Source organism: Algibacter ulvanivorans (genome assembly GCF_048381495.1).
Lineage (GTDB): Bacteria > Bacteroidota > Bacteroidia > Flavobacteriales > Flavobacteriaceae > Algibacter_B > Algibacter_B ulvanivorans.
In genome coordinates this window covers 221,770-240,189 of sequence record NZ_JBLWGD010000006.1, presented here as the reverse complement: position 1 = coordinate 240,189, position 18,420 = coordinate 221,770, and the positions used below count along the sequence as shown (strand labels likewise).

At 33.6% G+C, this 18,420-nt stretch carries 12 protein-coding genes; all 12 read left to right on the top strand.

The window, feature by feature from the left end:
* Window positions 1-7: 7 nt before the first annotated feature.
* The 12 genes from nrfD (at window position 8) to queG (ending at window position 18,336) form a co-directional block, all read left to right on the top strand.
* Window positions 8-1,750: an NrfD/PsrC family molybdoenzyme membrane anchor subunit gene (gene nrfD, locus ACNG5D_RS14585; RefSeq protein WP_418184267.1), complete on the top strand. Its 1,743-nt coding sequence runs from the start codon at window positions 8-10 to the stop codon at window positions 1,748-1,750.
* 9 nt (window positions 1,751-1,759) lie between these two features.
* Entirely contained in the window at window positions 1,760-2,290 is a 531-nt protein-coding gene (locus tag ACNG5D_RS14580; RefSeq protein ID WP_418184266.1) for a DUF3341 domain-containing protein, read from the top strand.
* 8 nt (window positions 2,291-2,298) lie between these two features.
* On the top strand, window positions 2,299-2,850 hold the full coding sequence (locus ACNG5D_RS14575) for a c-type cytochrome (protein ID WP_418184265.1): 552 nt from the start codon (window positions 2,299-2,301) through the stop codon (window positions 2,848-2,850).
* 22 nt (window positions 2,851-2,872) lie between these two features.
* A complete protein-coding gene (locus tag ACNG5D_RS14570) occupies window positions 2,873-4,213 on the top strand; it encodes a quinol:cytochrome C oxidoreductase (RefSeq protein WP_418184264.1) in 1,341 nt (446 codons plus the stop codon).
* A 29-nt stretch (window positions 4,214-4,242) separates the two neighbouring features.
* Complete coding sequence (locus ACNG5D_RS14565; protein WP_418184263.1) at window positions 4,243-5,316, top strand: cytochrome c oxidase subunit II; 1,074 nt, start codon at window positions 4,243-4,245, stop codon at window positions 5,314-5,316.
* Window positions 5,317-5,345: 29 nt separating this feature from the next.
* Window positions 5,346-7,139, top strand: a complete 1,794-nt coding sequence (locus tag ACNG5D_RS14560) for a cytochrome c oxidase subunit I (protein WP_418184262.1) — start codon at window positions 5,346-5,348, stop codon at window positions 7,137-7,139.
* A 230-nt stretch (window positions 7,140-7,369) separates the two neighbouring features.
* On the top strand, window positions 7,370-12,037 hold the full coding sequence (locus ACNG5D_RS14555; RefSeq protein ID WP_418184261.1) for an Ig-like domain-containing protein: 4,668 nt from the start codon (window positions 7,370-7,372) through the stop codon (window positions 12,035-12,037).
* 28 nt (window positions 12,038-12,065) lie between these two features.
* The gene (locus ACNG5D_RS14550) at window positions 12,066-13,022 is read left to right on the top strand and encodes a PorP/SprF family type IX secretion system membrane protein (RefSeq protein ID WP_418184260.1); all 957 of its coding nucleotides are present in this window, start codon (window positions 12,066-12,068) and stop codon (window positions 13,020-13,022) included.
* Window positions 13,023-13,042: 20 nt separating this feature from the next.
* Window positions 13,043-14,929 carry an OmpA family protein gene (locus tag ACNG5D_RS14545; RefSeq protein ID WP_418184259.1) on the top strand — a complete coding sequence of 629 codons (1,887 nt, stop codon included), beginning with the start codon at window positions 13,043-13,045 and terminating at the stop codon, window positions 14,927-14,929.
* A 120-nt stretch (window positions 14,930-15,049) separates the two neighbouring features.
* The gene (gene ruvB, locus ACNG5D_RS14540) at window positions 15,050-16,072 is read left to right on the top strand and encodes a Holliday junction branch migration DNA helicase RuvB (protein ID WP_418184258.1); all 1,023 of its coding nucleotides are present in this window, start codon (window positions 15,050-15,052) and stop codon (window positions 16,070-16,072) included.
* Window positions 16,072-17,409 carry a cytochrome P450 gene (locus ACNG5D_RS14535; RefSeq protein WP_418184257.1) on the top strand — a complete coding sequence of 446 codons (1,338 nt, stop codon included), beginning with the start codon at window positions 16,072-16,074 and terminating at the stop codon, window positions 17,407-17,409. Before ruvB ends, ACNG5D_RS14535 begins: the two co-directional genes overlap by 1 nt.
* 3 nt (window positions 17,410-17,412) lie before the next feature.
* Entirely contained in the window at window positions 17,413-18,336 is a 924-nt protein-coding gene (queG, locus tag ACNG5D_RS14530; RefSeq protein ID WP_418184256.1) for a tRNA epoxyqueuosine(34) reductase QueG, read from the top strand.
* Window positions 18,337-18,420: the final 84 nt, after the last annotated feature.

The window sequence follows — 18,420 nt, the reverse complement described above, 5'->3', positions numbered from 1 at the left end:
TATAATTATGGCGTCTCATTACGAAGCACCTATTAGAAGACCTTTAGTTACAGGCGAAAAATCATACCACGACGTAACTGTGGATGTAGCAAAACCTGTAGAAGGAAAAGCAAATAAGCAATGGTGGATAGTTTTTGGTATTTCACTTGTAGCTTTTCTTTGGGGAATTGGATGTATTTTATACACAATATCTACCGGTATAGGAACCTGGGGATTAAACAAGACCGTAGGTTGGGCTTGGGATATTACTAACTTCGTTTGGTGGGTTGGTATTGGTCATGCAGGAACACTTATTTCTGCAGTACTTTTACTTTTCCGTCAAAAATGGAGAATGGCAATTAACCGTTCTGCGGAAGCCATGACAATTTTCTCGGTAGTTCAAGCAGGTTTATTTCCTATTATTCACATGGGTCGTCCATGGTTAGGGTATTGGGTGTTACCAATTCCAAATCAATTTGGATCACTTTGGGTTAACTTTAACTCACCACTACTATGGGATGTATTTGCAATATCAACTTATCTATCGGTTTCATTAGTGTTCTGGTGGACAGGTTTATTACCAGATTTTGCAATGCTTAGAGATAGAGCTATTAAACCATTTCAAAAGAAAATATATGCGCTATTAAGCTTTGGTTGGTCTGGTAGAGCTAAAGATTGGCAACGTTTTGAAGAAGTATCTTTAGTTCTTGCTGGTTTAGCAACACCTTTAGTACTTTCTGTACATACTATAGTATCTTTTGATTTCGCAACATCTGTTATTCCAGGTTGGCATACAACTATTTTTCCGCCATACTTTGTTGCAGGTGCAGTATTCTCAGGATTTGCTATGGTAAACACACTTCTTATTATTATGAGAAAAGTGTGTAACCTAGAAGACTATATTACAGTACAACACATTGAGTTAATGAACATTGTAATAATGATTACAGGTTCTATAGTAGGTGTGGCTTATATTACAGAGTTATTTATCGCATGGTATTCTGGAGTAGAGTACGAACAGTATGCATTTTTAAATAGAGCAACAGGACCTTATTGGTGGGCATATTGGGCTATGATGACATGTAACGTGTTCTCACCTCAGTTTATGTGGTTCAAGAAATTAAGAACAAGCATTATGTTCTCTTTCTTTATTTCAATTGTAGTAAATATAGGCATGTGGTTTGAGCGTTTCGTAATTATTGTAACATCACTTCATAGAGACTATTTACCATCGTCATGGACTATGTTCTCTCCTACTTTTGTTGATATTGGAATATTTATAGGTACTATTGGATTCTTCTTTGTACTATTTTTATTGTACTCTAGAACATTCCCTGTTATAGCACAAGCAGAGGTAAAAACAATTTTAAAATCTTCTGGAGAACGTTATAAAAACATAAGAGAAAGAGGAGAAAGTTTAATGGGAACAGGTGCTGATGCTAGAACATCTGGTGAAGCTGTTGCTAAACTTGCTGCTCAAGAAAATGTACAAGCCAATGTTGAAGAAGATAATTCTGAAAAGGTAAACAATTTATTAGGAAGTCTAGGTACTTTTGATGCATCAACACAAACTGCTGATGATTTAAAGAAAGTAAATGGTATTGGCCCTAAAATGGAAGAAGTACTTAATAGTATAGGAATATTTACATTCCTTCAAGTAAGTAAAATGACAAAAAGAGAGTATGATTTGTTAGACAGTATTACAGGTTCTTTCCCAGGAAGAGCAGAACGTGATGATTGGTCTGGCCAAGCTAAAAATTTAATAAACTAAACATAGTCAATGGAAGCTTCAAAAGTTATTCACGCTATTTACACCGATGATGATATTTTAATGTCGGCCGTTAAAAAGGTTAAGGCAGAAAGATTTCATATAGAAGAAATATATACCCCTTTTCCTGTACACGGATTAGACAAAGCTATGGGATTAGCACCAACTCGTATTGCTATTACAGCTTTTATGTACGGCTTAGTTGGTTTAACTGTAGCCATTTTAATGATGAATTTTATCATGATTGAAGATTGGCCTCAAAACATTGGAGGAAAACCAAGCTTTAGTTATATTGAAAATATGCCAGCCTTTGTGCCAATTATGTTTGAGTTAACTGTATTTTTTGCAGCTCACTTAATGGTAATTACATTTTACTTACGTAGTAGAATGTGGCCTTTTAAAAATGCTGAAAACCCTGATCCAAGAACAACCGACGATCATTTTTTAATGGAAATAGCTGTTAATGGAAATGAAAAAGAAATAGAAAGTTTGTTGTCTAAAACAGGAGCAGTAGAAATTAATTTAGTTGATAAAGCCCATTAATAATAGATATGAAAAGCTTAATTAAAATATTAGTATTAGCAGTAGTTTTTGTAAGTACATCTTGTAATAAGAGTACCGCACCTAACTATCAATTCATGCCAAATATGTATGAATCTGCAGGATATGAAACGTATGGAGAAGCCGCATTTCCTAATGGAGTTGAAGCCCAATTACCCGCAGAAGGAACTATCCCAAGAGGTTATGTGCCTTTTGATATCGAGAATTCTACTGCTGGTTATGAGTTGGCTAAAGCTACCTTAACAAGCCCTATTGATTCTACAAATGTTGATTTAGTAAGAGGTAAGGAATTATATGATATTTATTGCGGTATATGTCATGGTAATAAAGGAGATGGGCAAGGCAACTTAGTAAAACGCGAAAAAATTCTTGGAATACCTAGTTATGATGATGCAGGTAGAGCTATAAATGCAGGTAGCATTTATCATACTATATATTATGGGAAAAATGCAATGGGCTCTTATGCTAACCAACTTAATGAAGAAGAGCGTTGGCAAGTTGTTGCTTATGTATTAAAATTAAAAGCAGATTTAGAAAAGTAAGATTGATAAGATTATTATAGATATGTATACATTTTCAAATAAATTAAAGACATTTTCTTTTATTCTAATGATTTTAGGAGCATTAGGTGTAGGATATGGTTTTATGACATCTCATAAATCTTTTGAAGAAGTTGAACACTTACTTGCAGAAGAATCACATCACGGTGGTGGACATGGTGAAGAAATTGCTCATGCTGCTCCAGCTCATGATAGTGAACATGCAGATAAGAATCATGCTGAAGTTGATGAACACGCTAAGCATGTTAAACATGTTCAACATCAAATAGCAAATAGACCATGGTCTGCATTATATGTAGCTGCTTTTTTCTTTATGATGATTGCTTTAGGAGTTTTAGCATTTTATGCAATCCAAATTGCATCTCAAGCAGGGTGGTCTCCAGTATTATTTAGAGTTATGGAAGGTATAACAGCTTATATGTTGCCAGGCGCTTTAATAGTTTTAGCTATTGCAGTAGCGTCAGGAACTATTGGGCATTATAATATTTTTATCTGGATGGATCCAGAAGTCGTAGCTCATGATAAACTAATTCAAGGAAAATCTGGATGGTTAAATTTAAGCGGTTTTGTTATTAGAGGTCTTATTTTTATTGGTGGTTGGTACGCTTACCGTCATTTTTCTAGAAAGTTCTCTATTGCTCAAGATACCGCTGAAGATAAAAGTAATTTTAAAAAGTCTTTCCGTATATCAGCAGCATTCTTAGTATTCTTTATTTATACAGAATCTATGATGTCTTGGGATTGGATTATGAGTGTAGATCCTCACTGGTTCTCAACCTTATTTGGATGGTACGTATTTGCAAGTATGTTTGTTAGCGGTATAACAGTTATTGCTTTAATTACAATTTATTTAAAATCTAAAAACTATTTAGAGTTTGTAAATGAAAACCATTTACATGATGTAGCTAAGTTCATGTTTGCTTTTAGTATTTTCTGGACATATTTATGGTTTTCGCAATTCATGTTAATATGGTATTCAAATATACCAGAAGAGGTAACTTATTTTATTACTCGTTTTCAAGATTATAAATTACCTTTCTTAGGTATGGTTGTAATGAATTTTGTGTTCCCAATATTAATGCTAATGAATGCAGATTACAAACGTATACCTTGGTTTGTAGTAATGGCAGGTTTAGTTATACTTTTTGGACATTACATTGATATTTTCAATATGATTATGCCAGCAACAGTAGGAGACAGATGGTTTATAGGTATTCCAGAAATAAGTTCAGTATTGCTTTTCGCAGGCTTGTTCATATTTGTAGTATTTACAGCTTTAACCAAAGCACCATTACTTGTAAAGGGATACCCTTTTAGAAAAGAAAGCGAAGAATTTCATTATTAATTAGATATAAATAAAGACGAACGATTCCAATGACTGCTTTATTAACAATTATAGTTTTAGTATTTATTTTAGTTGCCATTTGGCAAATGGTAAAGATTTTCGATTTAGCTCAAGCTAAAAACGAAAGCACAACTGCTGGTGTTGCTACCGATAAGGACAACACATTAAATGGTTATTTAATGATGGGCTTTTTAGCATTCATTTACATCATAACAATTGTATGTTTTGTTAAATGGGGCGATTTACCTTTAATGTCTAATTCTGCTTCAGAGCATGGACCAACCATAGATAATCTTATGGTTATTTCTATGGTAATAATTTTTATAGTTCAAACAATTACTCAATTTTTACTTCATTATTTCGCATATAAATACAAAGGTGAAAAGGGCAAAAAAGCACTATTCTTTGCAGATAATAATAAGTTAGAAGCTATCTGGACTATTATTCCTGTAATCGTTTTAGCAGGATTAATTATTTATGGATTAAGTACTTGGATTAATATTATGGGTGTTGATGAAAGTGATGATCCTCTAGTAGTAGAACTATATGCGCAACAGTTTAACTGGAAAGCAAGATATGCAGGCGCCGATAATACATTAGGAAAAGCCAACGTACGTTTAATAGATATTGATAGAGCTAATATTTTAGGTTTAGATGAATCTGATCCAAATGCTCAAGACGATATTATTACAACAGAGTTACATTTACCAGTCGGTAAGCCAGTATTATTTAAAATGCGTTCTCAAGATGTGTTACACTCAGCTTATATGCCTCATTTTAGAGCTCAAATGAATTGTGTACCTGGCATGATTACTCAATTTGGTTTTACGCCAACAGTTACAACCGCTGAAATGCGTCAAACACCTCAAATGGTAGAAAAAGTTCAAAATATTAATAAAATTAGAGTCGAGAATAGTAAAAAACTTGTTGCTAAAGGAGAAGATGCTTTAGAAAGATATGAGTTTGATTACATACTACTTTGTAATAAAATTTGTGGAAAATCACACTACAATATGCAAATGAAAATTGTAGTTGAAACCCAAGAAGAATATGATGCTTGGATAGCAGAGCAAAAACAATTCAAGAACTCTTTAGTTAATTAATTTAAAAAGATAAAACACGATACAAGATTATGTCAGCACACGCAGATAACCACGCTCACGACGACGATCACGGACATCATCATAAAGAAACCTTTATAACTAAATACATATTTAGTCAAGACCATAAGATGATTGCTAAGCAGTACTTAATAACGGGTACTATAATGGGAGTTATTGGGGTTCTAATGTCTATGATGTTTAGAATGCAAATTGCTTGGCCAGAAGAGCCAAATGTATTATTTGAAGCTTTATTAGGAAAATGGGCACCAGATGGTGTCATGGATGCAGATATTTATTTAGCATTAGTTACTATACATGGTACAATAATGGTATTTTTTGTATTAACAGCTGGTTTAAGTGGAACATTTAGTAATTTATTAATTCCATTGCAAATTGGTGCACGAGATATGGCATCGGGCTTTTTAAATATGGTATCATATTGGTTATTCTTTTTATCAAGTGTAATCATGGTAATATCATTATTTGTTGAAGCTGGACCAGCTGCTGCCGGTTGGACTATTTACCCGCCTTTAAGTGCTTTACCAATGGCACAGGGTGGTTCTGGTATGGGTATGACTTTATGGTTAGTATCCATGGCTATATTTATTGCTTCATCTTTATTAGGATCATTAAATTACGTTGTAACTGTTATTAATTTAAGAACTAAAGGTATGTCCATGACAAGGTTACCTTTAACAATTTGGGCTTTCTTTGTAACGGCTATTATTGGTATTATATCATTCCCAGTATTATTATCTGCTGCTTTATTATTAATAATGGATAGAAGTTTTGGTACTTCGTTCTTCTTGTCAGATATATTTATTCAAGGGGAAGTATTACATTATCAAGGCGGATCGCCAGTATTATTTGAGCACCTATTCTGGTTTTTAGGTCACCCAGAGGTTTACATTGTAATTTTACCAGCAATGGGCTTAGTGTCTGAAATTATGGCATCAAACTCACGTAAACCAATATTTGGTTACCGTGCTATGATTGCGTCAATATTAGCAATTGCTTTCCTTTCAACAATTGTTTGGGGACACCATATGTTTATTTCAGGAATGAATCCTTTCTTAGGATCTGTATTTACATTTACAACATTATTAATAGCTATACCATCGGCCGTTAAAGCTTTTAACTGGATCACTACCCTTTGGAAAGGTAATTTACAAATGAACCCAGCCATGTTATTTTCAATTGGTTTTGTGTCTACATTTATAACTGGAGGTTTAACTGGAATTATTTTAGGAGATAGTGCTTTAGATATTAATGTTCACGATACTTATTTTGTAGTTGCTCACTTTCACTTAGTAATGGGTATTTCGGCCTTATACGGTATGTTTGCCGGTATTTATCATTGGTATCCTAAAATGTTTGGACGTATGTTAAATAAAAACCTAGGTTACATTCACTTTTGGATAACTGCTGTTTGTGCTTATGGGGTATTTTTCCCAATGCATTTTATAGGTATGGCAGGTTTACCACGTCGTTATTATACAAATAGTAATTTCCCATTATTTGATGATTTAGCAAATGTTAATGTTATAATTACATTATTTGCTTTAGTAGGAGGAGTTGTTCAAATTATATATTTATATAACTTTTTCAGTAGTATTTTCTATGGTAAAAAAGCAGTACAAAACCCGTGGAAGTCTACAACTTTAGAGTGGACAACACCTGTAGAGCATATGCATGGTAACTGGCCAGGAGCCATTCCTCATGTTTATCGTTGGGCGTATGATTATAGTAAGCCAGGTCATGATGTAGATTTTGTTCCTCAAAATGTACCTTTAAAAGATGGCGAGGAAGAACTTCAGCACTAGTTTATAGATACATAATTTATAATATTTACAACCCACCTTGAAAAAGGTGGGTTGTTTCGTCTAAAGGCTTTTTTTTTCGATTAAATGTAAAATAATTGATTTTTAGTCGATGAAATACAAAAAAATCAGTTAAATTGCGCTCATGAATAATTTTATTTAAAATTATATGCATACATTTTTATGCTAATTTTATTTCTAAAGCTATTAATAACACGATTTAATTTTAAATTATGAAGTCTAATACTACTCAAGAAAGTTTAATGCATTTTGCATGCTTTTTCATGTTGATGTTTGGGATATCTTTTTCTGGATATTCTCAATGTCCAACAGTAACTAATCCTAGCCCTCCACCTATATGTGATGCTTCTGGATATACATTTAACAATTTAAATGCTTTTGTAACCGATAACGGTAATGGCATTGTTTGGTATGATACTCCAACTGGAGGTAGCCCATTTAATTCTAACCAATTATTACAAGAAGGAACATACTATGCTGGTGATAATACTGGATCATGCGGAACTAGATCGTCTATAGTTATAGATTTTGTTATTAATGCTACAGGACAAAACTTAGATAAAATTTATTGTAGTAATGAAAACGCTACGGTACAAACCTATATAGATGATGTATTACAAGGAAGTATTCCTGTAGGAGGAACTGTTGAAGTTTACTACGATTTAGGTTTAACTAATCAAGCTAATTCTACAGATGCTATTCCTTTAGGAGCAACAAATTACTATATTGTATTTGTAGATAATGGAGGATGTAAAAGTCAACTTGAACTGGCTCAATTAGGAGTTTTTAGTGCTCCAGTAGATCCAACACCTTCTACACCCCAAGCATTTTGTTCTGAGGATAATCCAATAGTTGGAGATTTAGATCCCGGAACCGCAGAAACTAACTATAGTTGGTATGCTAATGTTGATGGTTCAGGTAATCCTATATTACCCGCATTATCTTCATTAACACCTTTAGTTAATGGTAATAGTTATTACATACAAATTAATGATGCATTTTGTGAAAGTAATGCCATCGAGGTAGTTGTAAATATTGACAATCCTGTTAATGCTGGTACACCAGGTAATCTTGATTATTGTACCGATAGTTTACCTGCGTCAGATTTTAATTTGTTTGATGAGCTTGGCGTACCAAAAGATGCAACAGGAAGTTGGTCAGGACCACTAACAACATCAAACGGTAACTTAGGAACCGTAAATATTTCATCATTAACTACAGCAGGCTCTTATGTGTTTACATATACTGTTCCTAGTAATGGTGTGTGTCCCGACGGCGTTTCAACAGTAACGATAACGGTTTATGAAACTTTAAGTTCTGGTAACCCTTCGGCTTCTAATCCAGCTTCGTTTTGTGAAGCTAACTTACCAACAAACTTTAATTTATTTACCTTGTTAGAAGGGCAAGATTCAGGAGGACAATGGTCTGGTGGAAATTCAACTATAGATTTAACTGGTTTTACACCAGGAACATATAATTATACTTATACTCAAAACGAGTTACCTAATCCTTGTCCAGAGGAATCTACTACAGTACAAATTATAATACTAGCCGATCCTCATGCAGGAAATGCTATAAATGCAGTTTTTTGCGAAAATGCTTTAGCTTCTAATTCACCTTATAACTTATTTGATGCATTAGATGCTTCACAAGACAACAATAGTGGAACCTGGACCGATTCAAGCGCGAATACCATTTCTAATATATTAGATTTAACGTCACTTACAGAATCAGGAAGCCCTTATACTTATAATTATACTATAGATAATGGTACATGTTCAGATACAGAAATGATAACAATTACAATAGAGCCAGCCCCAGAATCTGGAGTGCCAGTATCTACTTTTCCAGAATTTTGTGAGGGTTCTGCACCATCTAGTTATGAATTATTCGATTTATTAACCGGAGAAGATCAATCAGGAACATGGTTTTCAGGAACAGATAATACTGGAGCAGTAATTACAAACCCAACAGATTTATCGAGTTTAACACCTGGTACATATAGTTTTACGTTTGATGTTGATGCAATTGATAGCTGCGATGACGAGCTTGTTACCGTGCAAGTAACCATAAATGCTTTACCAAATACTGGAACACCACAACCAGAAACATATTGCGAAAACGACTTAGCAGCAAATTCGCCATTAGATTTATTTGATCAATTAACAGGAGAAGATGCAGGAGGAAGTTGGAGTGACGATAATACATCTGGCGCCTTAACTGGGAGTAATCTAGATTTAACACAATTGGCTATAGGAACTTACAATTTCACCTATACAATAACAGATGCTAACTCATGTACAAATAGCTCGACAGTAACAATAATTGTTGAAGATGCCCCAGAATCGGGAGTACCAGTATCTACTTTTCCAGAATTTTGTGAGGGTTCTGCACCATCTAGTTATGAATTATTCGATTTATTAACCGGAGAAGACCAATCAGGAACATGGTTTTCAGGAACAGATAATACTGGAGCAGTAATTACAAATCCAACAGATTTATCGAGTTTAACACCTGGTACGTATAGTTTTACGTTTGATGTTGATGCAATTGATAGTTGCGATGACGAGCTTGTTACCGTACAAGTAGCCATAAATGCTTTACCAAATACCGGAACACCACAACCAGAAACATATTGCGAAAACGACTTAGCAGCAAATTCGCCATTAGATTTATTTGATCAATTAACAGGAGAAGATGCAGGAGGAAGTTGGAGTGACGATAATACATCTGGTGCCTTAACTGGGAGTAATCTAGATTTAACACAATTAACTATAGGAACTTACAATTTCACCTATACAATAACAGATGCTAACTCATGTACAAATAGCTCGACAGTATCAATAATTGTTGCTGATGCTCCAGAATCTGGAACTGTAAATACACCAGAAGCGTTTTGTATAGCAGAAATTACTACAGGTCAAACCTATAATTTATTCGATTTATTAACTGATGAAGATCAAACAGGTGTTTGGAGCGACGATAGTGCTTCAGGAGCTTTAACCGATAATATTGTAACACTTGATGGTCTTTCGGCAGGAACATATAATTTCACTTTTAATGTTGATGCAATAAATACTTGTGATGATGTTAACGTAACTGTAAGTATTATAATTAATGATACTTCATCGCCTTCAGCTCCATCAACACAGGAATTTTGTGATGCTGCAACAGTAGCAGATTTAACGGCAACAGGAACATCAATTCAATGGTATGATGTTGCAGCAGGAGGAACTCCTTTGGCAAATACTATAGCGTTAGTTGATTCTCAAATTTATTATGCAACTCAAACAGATGCAACAACAGGATGCGAATCTTCTTTAAGAACAGCAGTAACAGCAACCATATACCAATCGCCAAATGCAGGAAATATAAATGCTACAGCCATTGTATCTTGTAACGATAATAGTAGTATAGATTTATTTACAGGTTTAGACGGTACTCAAGATACAGGAGGAACATGGCAAAATAATGATGCTGTGGGTAGTTTATCAGGAAATATTTTTGATGCTACAGGTGTTTCAGCAGGAACATATAGTTTTACTTATTTAGTAACAGCTTCGGCTCCTTGTATTGATGATAGTGAAACAATAATGGTAACTATAGAAGAACCTTTAAACGCAGGGGCTAATGTAAATCCTACATTAGATATTTGTAGCAACGAAGGCACAACAGATTTATTTACATTATTAGGTGGCGCAGATACAGGCGGAACATGGTCGCCAGCTTTAACAAGTGCCACAGGTGTTTTCGATCCATTAGAAGATGCAGATGGAACATATACTTATACATTAACAAATAGTTGCGGAACATTTACAAATCAAGTAGAAGTAACTGTAACATTAGCGCCAAATGCTGGAACAGATAATACTTTAAATATTTGTGCAGGCCATGATCCAGTAGATTTGTTTACTCTATTAGGAACTGCAGCCCAAAGCGGAGGCGTATGGTCGCCTGCACTAACAAGTGGAACGGGTCTTTTTGATCCTGCTGTCGATACCTCAAATACGTATACTTATACTGTAGCTGCAGTAGCTCCATGTTCGCCAGATGCAACAGCAGAGATAATAGTAACAGTTAATGATACACCAGCAATAATTGTTCTAGATCCAGATCCAGAGTTTTGTTTAGTAAACAATCCTACGGTAGCAAGTTTATCGGCAAGTATACGTCCAACAGGAACAGTAAATTGGTATGCCGATGCTGCATTAACAACACCAGTATTACTAACAGACAATTTAATAGATGGTGAAATTTATTATGCTACACAAACAAGCGGAAGTTGCGAATCTTCAGAAGCAGTACAAATTAATGTAACGGTTAACGATGCACCAACACCAACATTAGCCGACCCAACTTTAGAGTATTGTATTAATGATAACCCAACCATAAGTGTTTTGTCTGATAATATTGTAGAATACGATAATAGTTTAGATAACTTAAGGTGGTATGATGCAGCAACAGGAGGTTCTGCCATTTCAAATAGTTCGTTAATAACCAATACAACATATTATGTGGCATTAATAAATCAAGCTACAGGCTGCGAAAGTAGTGTGCGTTTAGAGGTTATTCCAGATTTAACAGCTTGTGGTAAATTAATAATACCCGATGGGTTTTCTCCAAACGGCGATGGTATAAATGATACGTTCGATATAGATAACCTAGCTATTTTGTATCCAAACTTCGAAATTGAAATTTATAATAGAAATGGAAATATTGTTTACAAAGGAAATGCCAATACACCACGATTCGACGGAACTTCAAATCAAGGTAGAATTGTTTCTAATGGAGATTTACCAGTAGGCGTTTACTTCTACATTTTTAATTATAACGATGGCGAAAACAAACCAGAACAAGGACGCTTATACTTAAGCAGATAATTTATAGATAAAGCAAAATTTAAGAAACATGAAAAATTTAAATATATATCATAAAATAGTTGCTTTGTTAAGTATAATCATACTGTCTTTTCAAAGTAACGCTCAACAAGACCCACAATTCACTCAATACATGTATAATATGAGTGTTATTAATCCTGCTTATGCAACCGCAGAAGAAGGTATATTAAACTTAGGAGGTTTATACAGAACCCAATGGGTAGGCATTGATGGAGCACCAAAAACAGGAAGCTTTTTTGCACATACACCTATTAACGATAAAATTGAAATGGGAATTTCGTTTACCAACGATAATATTGGCGATGTTGTTAATGAAAACAATATTTATGCAGATTTTGCATATGTTTTACCAGTAGGTATAGAAAGCAAAATATCTTTTGGTGTAAAAGCAGGTGTTACTCTTTTTGATACTAATTTTAATGGTTTTCAACTACAATCTGGTGGATCAAGTACAGATAATGCTTTTGATGAAAACATAAGTAAAGCGTTTCCTAATTTGGGTATTGGTGCTTTCTTTTTTACCGATAACTATTATTTAGGATTATCTGCACCAAATATGCTTTCTACAAAACATTTAGAAAACGAAAACGGAATTAAGGCAACAGGCGTACAAAATGTACATTACTTTTTTACAGGAGGATATGTTTTTGATATTGATAGCAACCTAAAACTAAAACCTGCATTTATGGCTAGAGGGGTAAAAGGAGCGCCATTAGCTATAGATGTTACTGCCAATGTTTTAATTAACGATAAATTAGAAGCAGGGTTAGGTTACCGATTAGACGATGCCATTAGTGCTTTGGTGAGTTTCAGAATAGCACCAGATTTAAAAATAGGTTACGCTTACGATTATACAACAACTAACCTAGGTAATTTTAACTCAGGATCTCACGAGATATTTATTTTGTTTGATGTCGATTTATTTGGGTTTAAAAACGGATACGATCGTTCACCAAGATTCTTCTAACATTTTAATACTAGGAAAACATGAAAAAATATACATACATACTTGCAGGCCTTTTATTAGTTAGCGGATTGGCACATGCACAAAAGAAAAATTTAAAACGCGTAAATAAGCTTTTTGAAATGCGAGCTTATAAAGACGCTGCCGAAATTTATGAAACCAAGGAGCGTAACCAAGAAGTGCTTCAAAATTTAGCAGATAGTTATTACTATAATTCAAGCCTTCAAAAAGCAATAAAAACGTATAGAGAACTTTTTGTAGAATATGGCGATTCTATTGATGTCGATTATCATTTTAGGTTTGCGCAAGCATTAAAAGGGGTAAAGCAATATAAAGAAGCCGATAAACATTTAAAGCTTTATTATAATAAACCGTTTAATACATTAGCTTTTATAGAACAAACCGACAAAACCACACCACATACCTTTAATTTAAAGCAAATTGAAAATAAAAATTCAAGTGGCGATTTTGGTTTATCATTTTACGGCGATAATAAAGTAGCTTTTGCTTCTGCTAGAAACTCAGAAAACCCAGATTACGCATGGAATAATTTGCCGTATTTAGATTTGTATAGCGCCACATTAACAAATCAAAATGTTTTAGAAGATATTCAACCTTTTTCTGAAGCCATAAATACAAGTTCGCACGAAAGTAATGCTGTTATTTCTAAAGATGGTAAAACCATGTATTTTAATAGAACAAACGAAACTCGAAAAAAAACAGACAACACACGTATTGCCCATATTAAAATATACAAAGCCGAATTAGTAAATGGAGCGTGGACAAATGTAACCGCCTTACCATTTACATCAAACACATATAGTACCGAACACCCTGCCTTAAGTAAAGATGAAAAAACGCTATATTTTGCAAGCGATATGCCTGGAACTTATGGTAGTTTCGATATTTATAAAGTAGCCATTAATGACGATGGTACTTATGGCGAACCAGAAAATTTAGGAGAAACTATAAACACAAAACACAGAGAGCAATTTCCGTTTATAAGCGAGTTTAACGTGTTGTATTTTTCTTCAATAGGACATCAAGGTTATGGCGGGTTAGATGTGTTTAGAAGTAATATGGTAAATAATATTTTCGATACACCAGTCAATTTAGGAAGCTCTATAAATAGTAATCTAGACGATTTTGCATATGTAATTAGAGAAAAAAATAATAAAGGTTATGTATCATCAAACCGTACAGGTTATGATAGATTATTTGGTTTTTCCAGAGAGCAAAACCCTTTAACCATGTACCAAGTAGAAGGTATTGTACAAGATTTAAACAGTAAAGCATTGCTTACGGGTTCTTTAGTAACATTGTTCGATGAGTCTAATACCGTAATTCAAGACACCATTGTTGGCAATGATGCATATTATAAATTTAAGATAGAACCAAATAAAAAATATAAAGTACGCGGTACACGAAAAGCATATATTCCGCAAGATGTAGAGTTTTCGACAGATAGTAAAGGATTAGTACAACACAACATTTATTTAAATTTAGAATCTTTTGCTGATGCTGAAGAGCGTGTTAAAGAAAACGATAAAGGCGATGTTCAAGTTAAATTAGATAAAATATTCTTTGATTTTGATGAAGCTATTATTAGAGAAGATGCAGCAATCACATTAAATGTATTGGTAGATTTAATGAAGAAATATCCATCTATGGAGGTTGAAGTATCTGCACATACAGATGCTCGAGGTCCAGACGAATATAACCTAAACTTATCTAAAAAACGAGCCGCCTCAACACTAGAATACTTAGTGAGCCAAGGTATTGAAAGAAACCGATTAAAGAGTATAGGCTACGGCGAAATGCAACCACTTAACGAGTGTGTTAAAGAAGGCATCTGTGACGATAGAGAATATGATGTTAACAGACGTTGCGAGTTTACAATTTTAAATTAATCAACCAATAATAATCAACCAATTATTTAAAAAGCCTTTCCACTTTGGAAAGGCTTTTTGTTTATATTTGCTTGTACAGAACTTGTTTCAGTATCTATATCAATCAAGATAAAATATTTAATGAACGAAAACCTAGATCCAACAAACAACAATTTTTCACCTGAAGAATTTGATGTAGAAAAAAAACTAAGACCCTTATCATTCGATGATTTTACGGGTCAGGATCAAGTATTAGAAAACCTTCAAATATTCGTTCAAGCAGCAAATTTAAGAACCGAAGCTTTAGACCATACATTATTTCATGGGCCTCCAGGTTTAGGAAAAACAACCTTGGCACATATTTTAGCTAACGAGTTAGATGTAGGTATTAAGGTAACCTCGGGTCCCGTTTTAGATAAACCAGGCGATTTAGCAGGTTTGTTAACCAATCTTGAAGATCGCGATGTACTATTTATTGATGAAATTCATCGATTAAGCCCTATTGTAGAAGAATATTTATACTCTGCAATGGAAGATTATAAAATTGATATTATGATTGAAACAGGGCCCAATGCAAGAACCGTTCAAATTAATCTTAACCCTTTTACATTAATTGGAGCAACAACACGTTCTGGCTTATTAACTTCGCCTATGCGTGCCCGTTTTGGTATACAAAGTAGGTTACAATATTATAAAACAGATTTACTTACAACTATAGTACAACGAAGTGCCACTATTTTAAATGTTCCAATTTCTATGGAAGCAGCTATAGAAATTGCTGGCCGAAGCCGAGGTACACCTAGAATAGCAAATGCCTTGTTACGTCGAGTAAGAGATTTTGCTCAAATAAAAGGCAATGGCAGTATAGATATTAAAATTGCAAAATATGCTTTAGAAGCCCTAAATGTTGATGCTCATGGCTTAGACGAAATGGATAATAAAATTTTAACAACTATTATCGATAAGTTTAAAGGCGGACCTGTTGGAATTTCTACAATAGCAACAGCTGTAAGCGAAAGTCCAGAAACTATTGAGGAAGTTTACGAGCCCTTTTTAATACAACAAGGCTTTATTATGCGAACACCTCGCGGGCGCGAAGTTACAGAGCAAGCATACAAGCACTTAGGAAAAACTAAAGGACCAACTCAAGGCGGGCTATTTTAATGGGAAAATATAACTACCCAAATAAAATACCATTTTTTAAGTTCTTATCTCAAGTTAGAGGTGTTGCCAGAAACCCAATACCGTTTCATAATAAATGGTTTAACGAAGTTGGCGATACATTTTCAATTAAATCACCATTTTACGGATATGTTGTTTTAACTCGAAATGCCACTATAACAAAACATATGCTTCAAAAAAACCATAAAGCATATAGCAAATCTAAAATACAAACTACCTACTTATCTAAATATGTTGGTTACGGGCTTTTAACCTCAAGCGGAGATTATTGGTTAAAACAACGCCGGTTAATACAGCCCGCTTTTCATAAAGAAAAAATTAACAATTTGGTTTCAATCATTAATAATGCTATAGAAAATCAAGTTAATAATATTAAAACACCAACAACCCCAATCGACTTATATCCAATAATGAATGAATTAGCTTTTGAGGTTGTTGCAAAATCATTATTTAATTTTTCGGCAGAAAAGCAAACCTTAAAACGACTTCAATTTATAATAGAAAAGTTACAATTATTTATTGTTAAAGAGTTACGCTTACCTTACAAAAAACTTTGGTATATAATAAATGGAGACATTAGCTATCATATGAAGCTAGTAAAGGAAAGCCAAAATATTATTAATACAATTTTACAGCAACGACGAGCATCAAAAACGCAGCACGACGATTTGTTAGACATGTTAATTCATGCTAAATATGAAGATGGCTCTACCATGACAAACAAACAATTAATTGACGAAATTTTAATTTTATTTGTAGCTGGTCATGAAACAACAGCCAATGCACTAACGTTTACCTTAAAGCTTTTAGCACAAAATAAGGACGCTTTAAAAAAGGTTGAAGAAGAAGTCGCTTATGTAAATGCACAAAATGTATCTCCATTAAAAGAAATAACATTATTAAATTATACTAAATGCTGTATTGAAGAAAGCCTTAGGCTGTATCCGCCAGCCTGGATTACAGATAGAGTTAATACAGAAGATGATAAAATAGGTAACTACCATATAAAAAAGGGAACCATTCTAGGAGCTTCAATATATGAGTTACACCGCAATAAAAAATATTGGAAAAACCCCGAAGTTTTTAACCCCGAACGTTTTTTTGAAGAAAATAGAAAACAAATACTGCCCTATTATATGCCTTTTGGAGCAGGACCAAGATTATGTATAGGAAATAATTTTGCCATGTACGAGATGATTTTAGTAATAAAATCTATTGTTAAAAAATTTAATATAACATCAAACAACGATAAAATAAAAATAAATCCTTTAATTACATTAAAGCCAGTTGATGTTAAACTTAAATTTACTTTAAAGTAAAGCGTGATAGAAAACAAATCAAAATACACTAAACTTATAAAAGCCGAAGCAAAACGGCTAGGTTTTTTGTCGTGTGGCATTAGCAAAGCAGAGTTTTTAGAAACCGAAGCACCACGACTAGAAAAATGGTTAAATAAAAACATGAACGGAGAAATGCGTTACATGGAAAACCATTTTGATAAACGTTTAGACCCTACAAAACTAGTAGAAGGCTCTAAAAGTGTTGTGTCTTTGTTGTTAAATTATTTTCCTTCAGAAAAGCAAAGTCAAGATAGTTTTAAAATTTCAAAATATGCTTATGGTAACGATTATCATCATGTAATTAAATCTAAATTAAAAGAACTTACACATTTTATTCAAGATAAAATAGGCGATGTACATGGACGGGCCTTTGTAGATTCTGCTCCAGTTCTAGATAAAGCTTGGGCTGCAAAATCTGGACTAGGCTGGATAGGAAAACACAGTAACTTATTAACACAACAAGTTGGCTCTTTTTATTTTATAGCCGAATTAATTATAGATTTAGAATTAGAGTACGATACAATAACAACAGATCATTGCGGCACCTGTACTGCATGTATAGATGCTTGCCCTACAGAAGCCATAACAGAACCCTATGTGGTAGATGGAAGCAAATGTATTTCTTATTTAACTATAGAACTAAAAGAAAATATACCACCAGCATTTAAAGGTAAAATGGACAATTGGATGTTTGGTTGCGATGTATGCCAAGATGTATGCCCATGGAATAGGTTTTCTAAACCTCATAATCAACCTCTTTTTAATCCGCACCCAGAACTGTTATCAATGACAAAAAAAGACTGGTTAGAAATTACTGAAGATGTTTTTAAGAAGGTATTTCAGAAATCTGCAGTAAAACGCACTAAATTTTTAGGTTTAAAAAGAAATATTAATTTTGTGAAATAATCTATAAATCAGAAAGTTGTAATTATTTTGTTATTAAGAATATTTCGATTTGATTGAATATTATATCAAAATTTGAATTTTTAG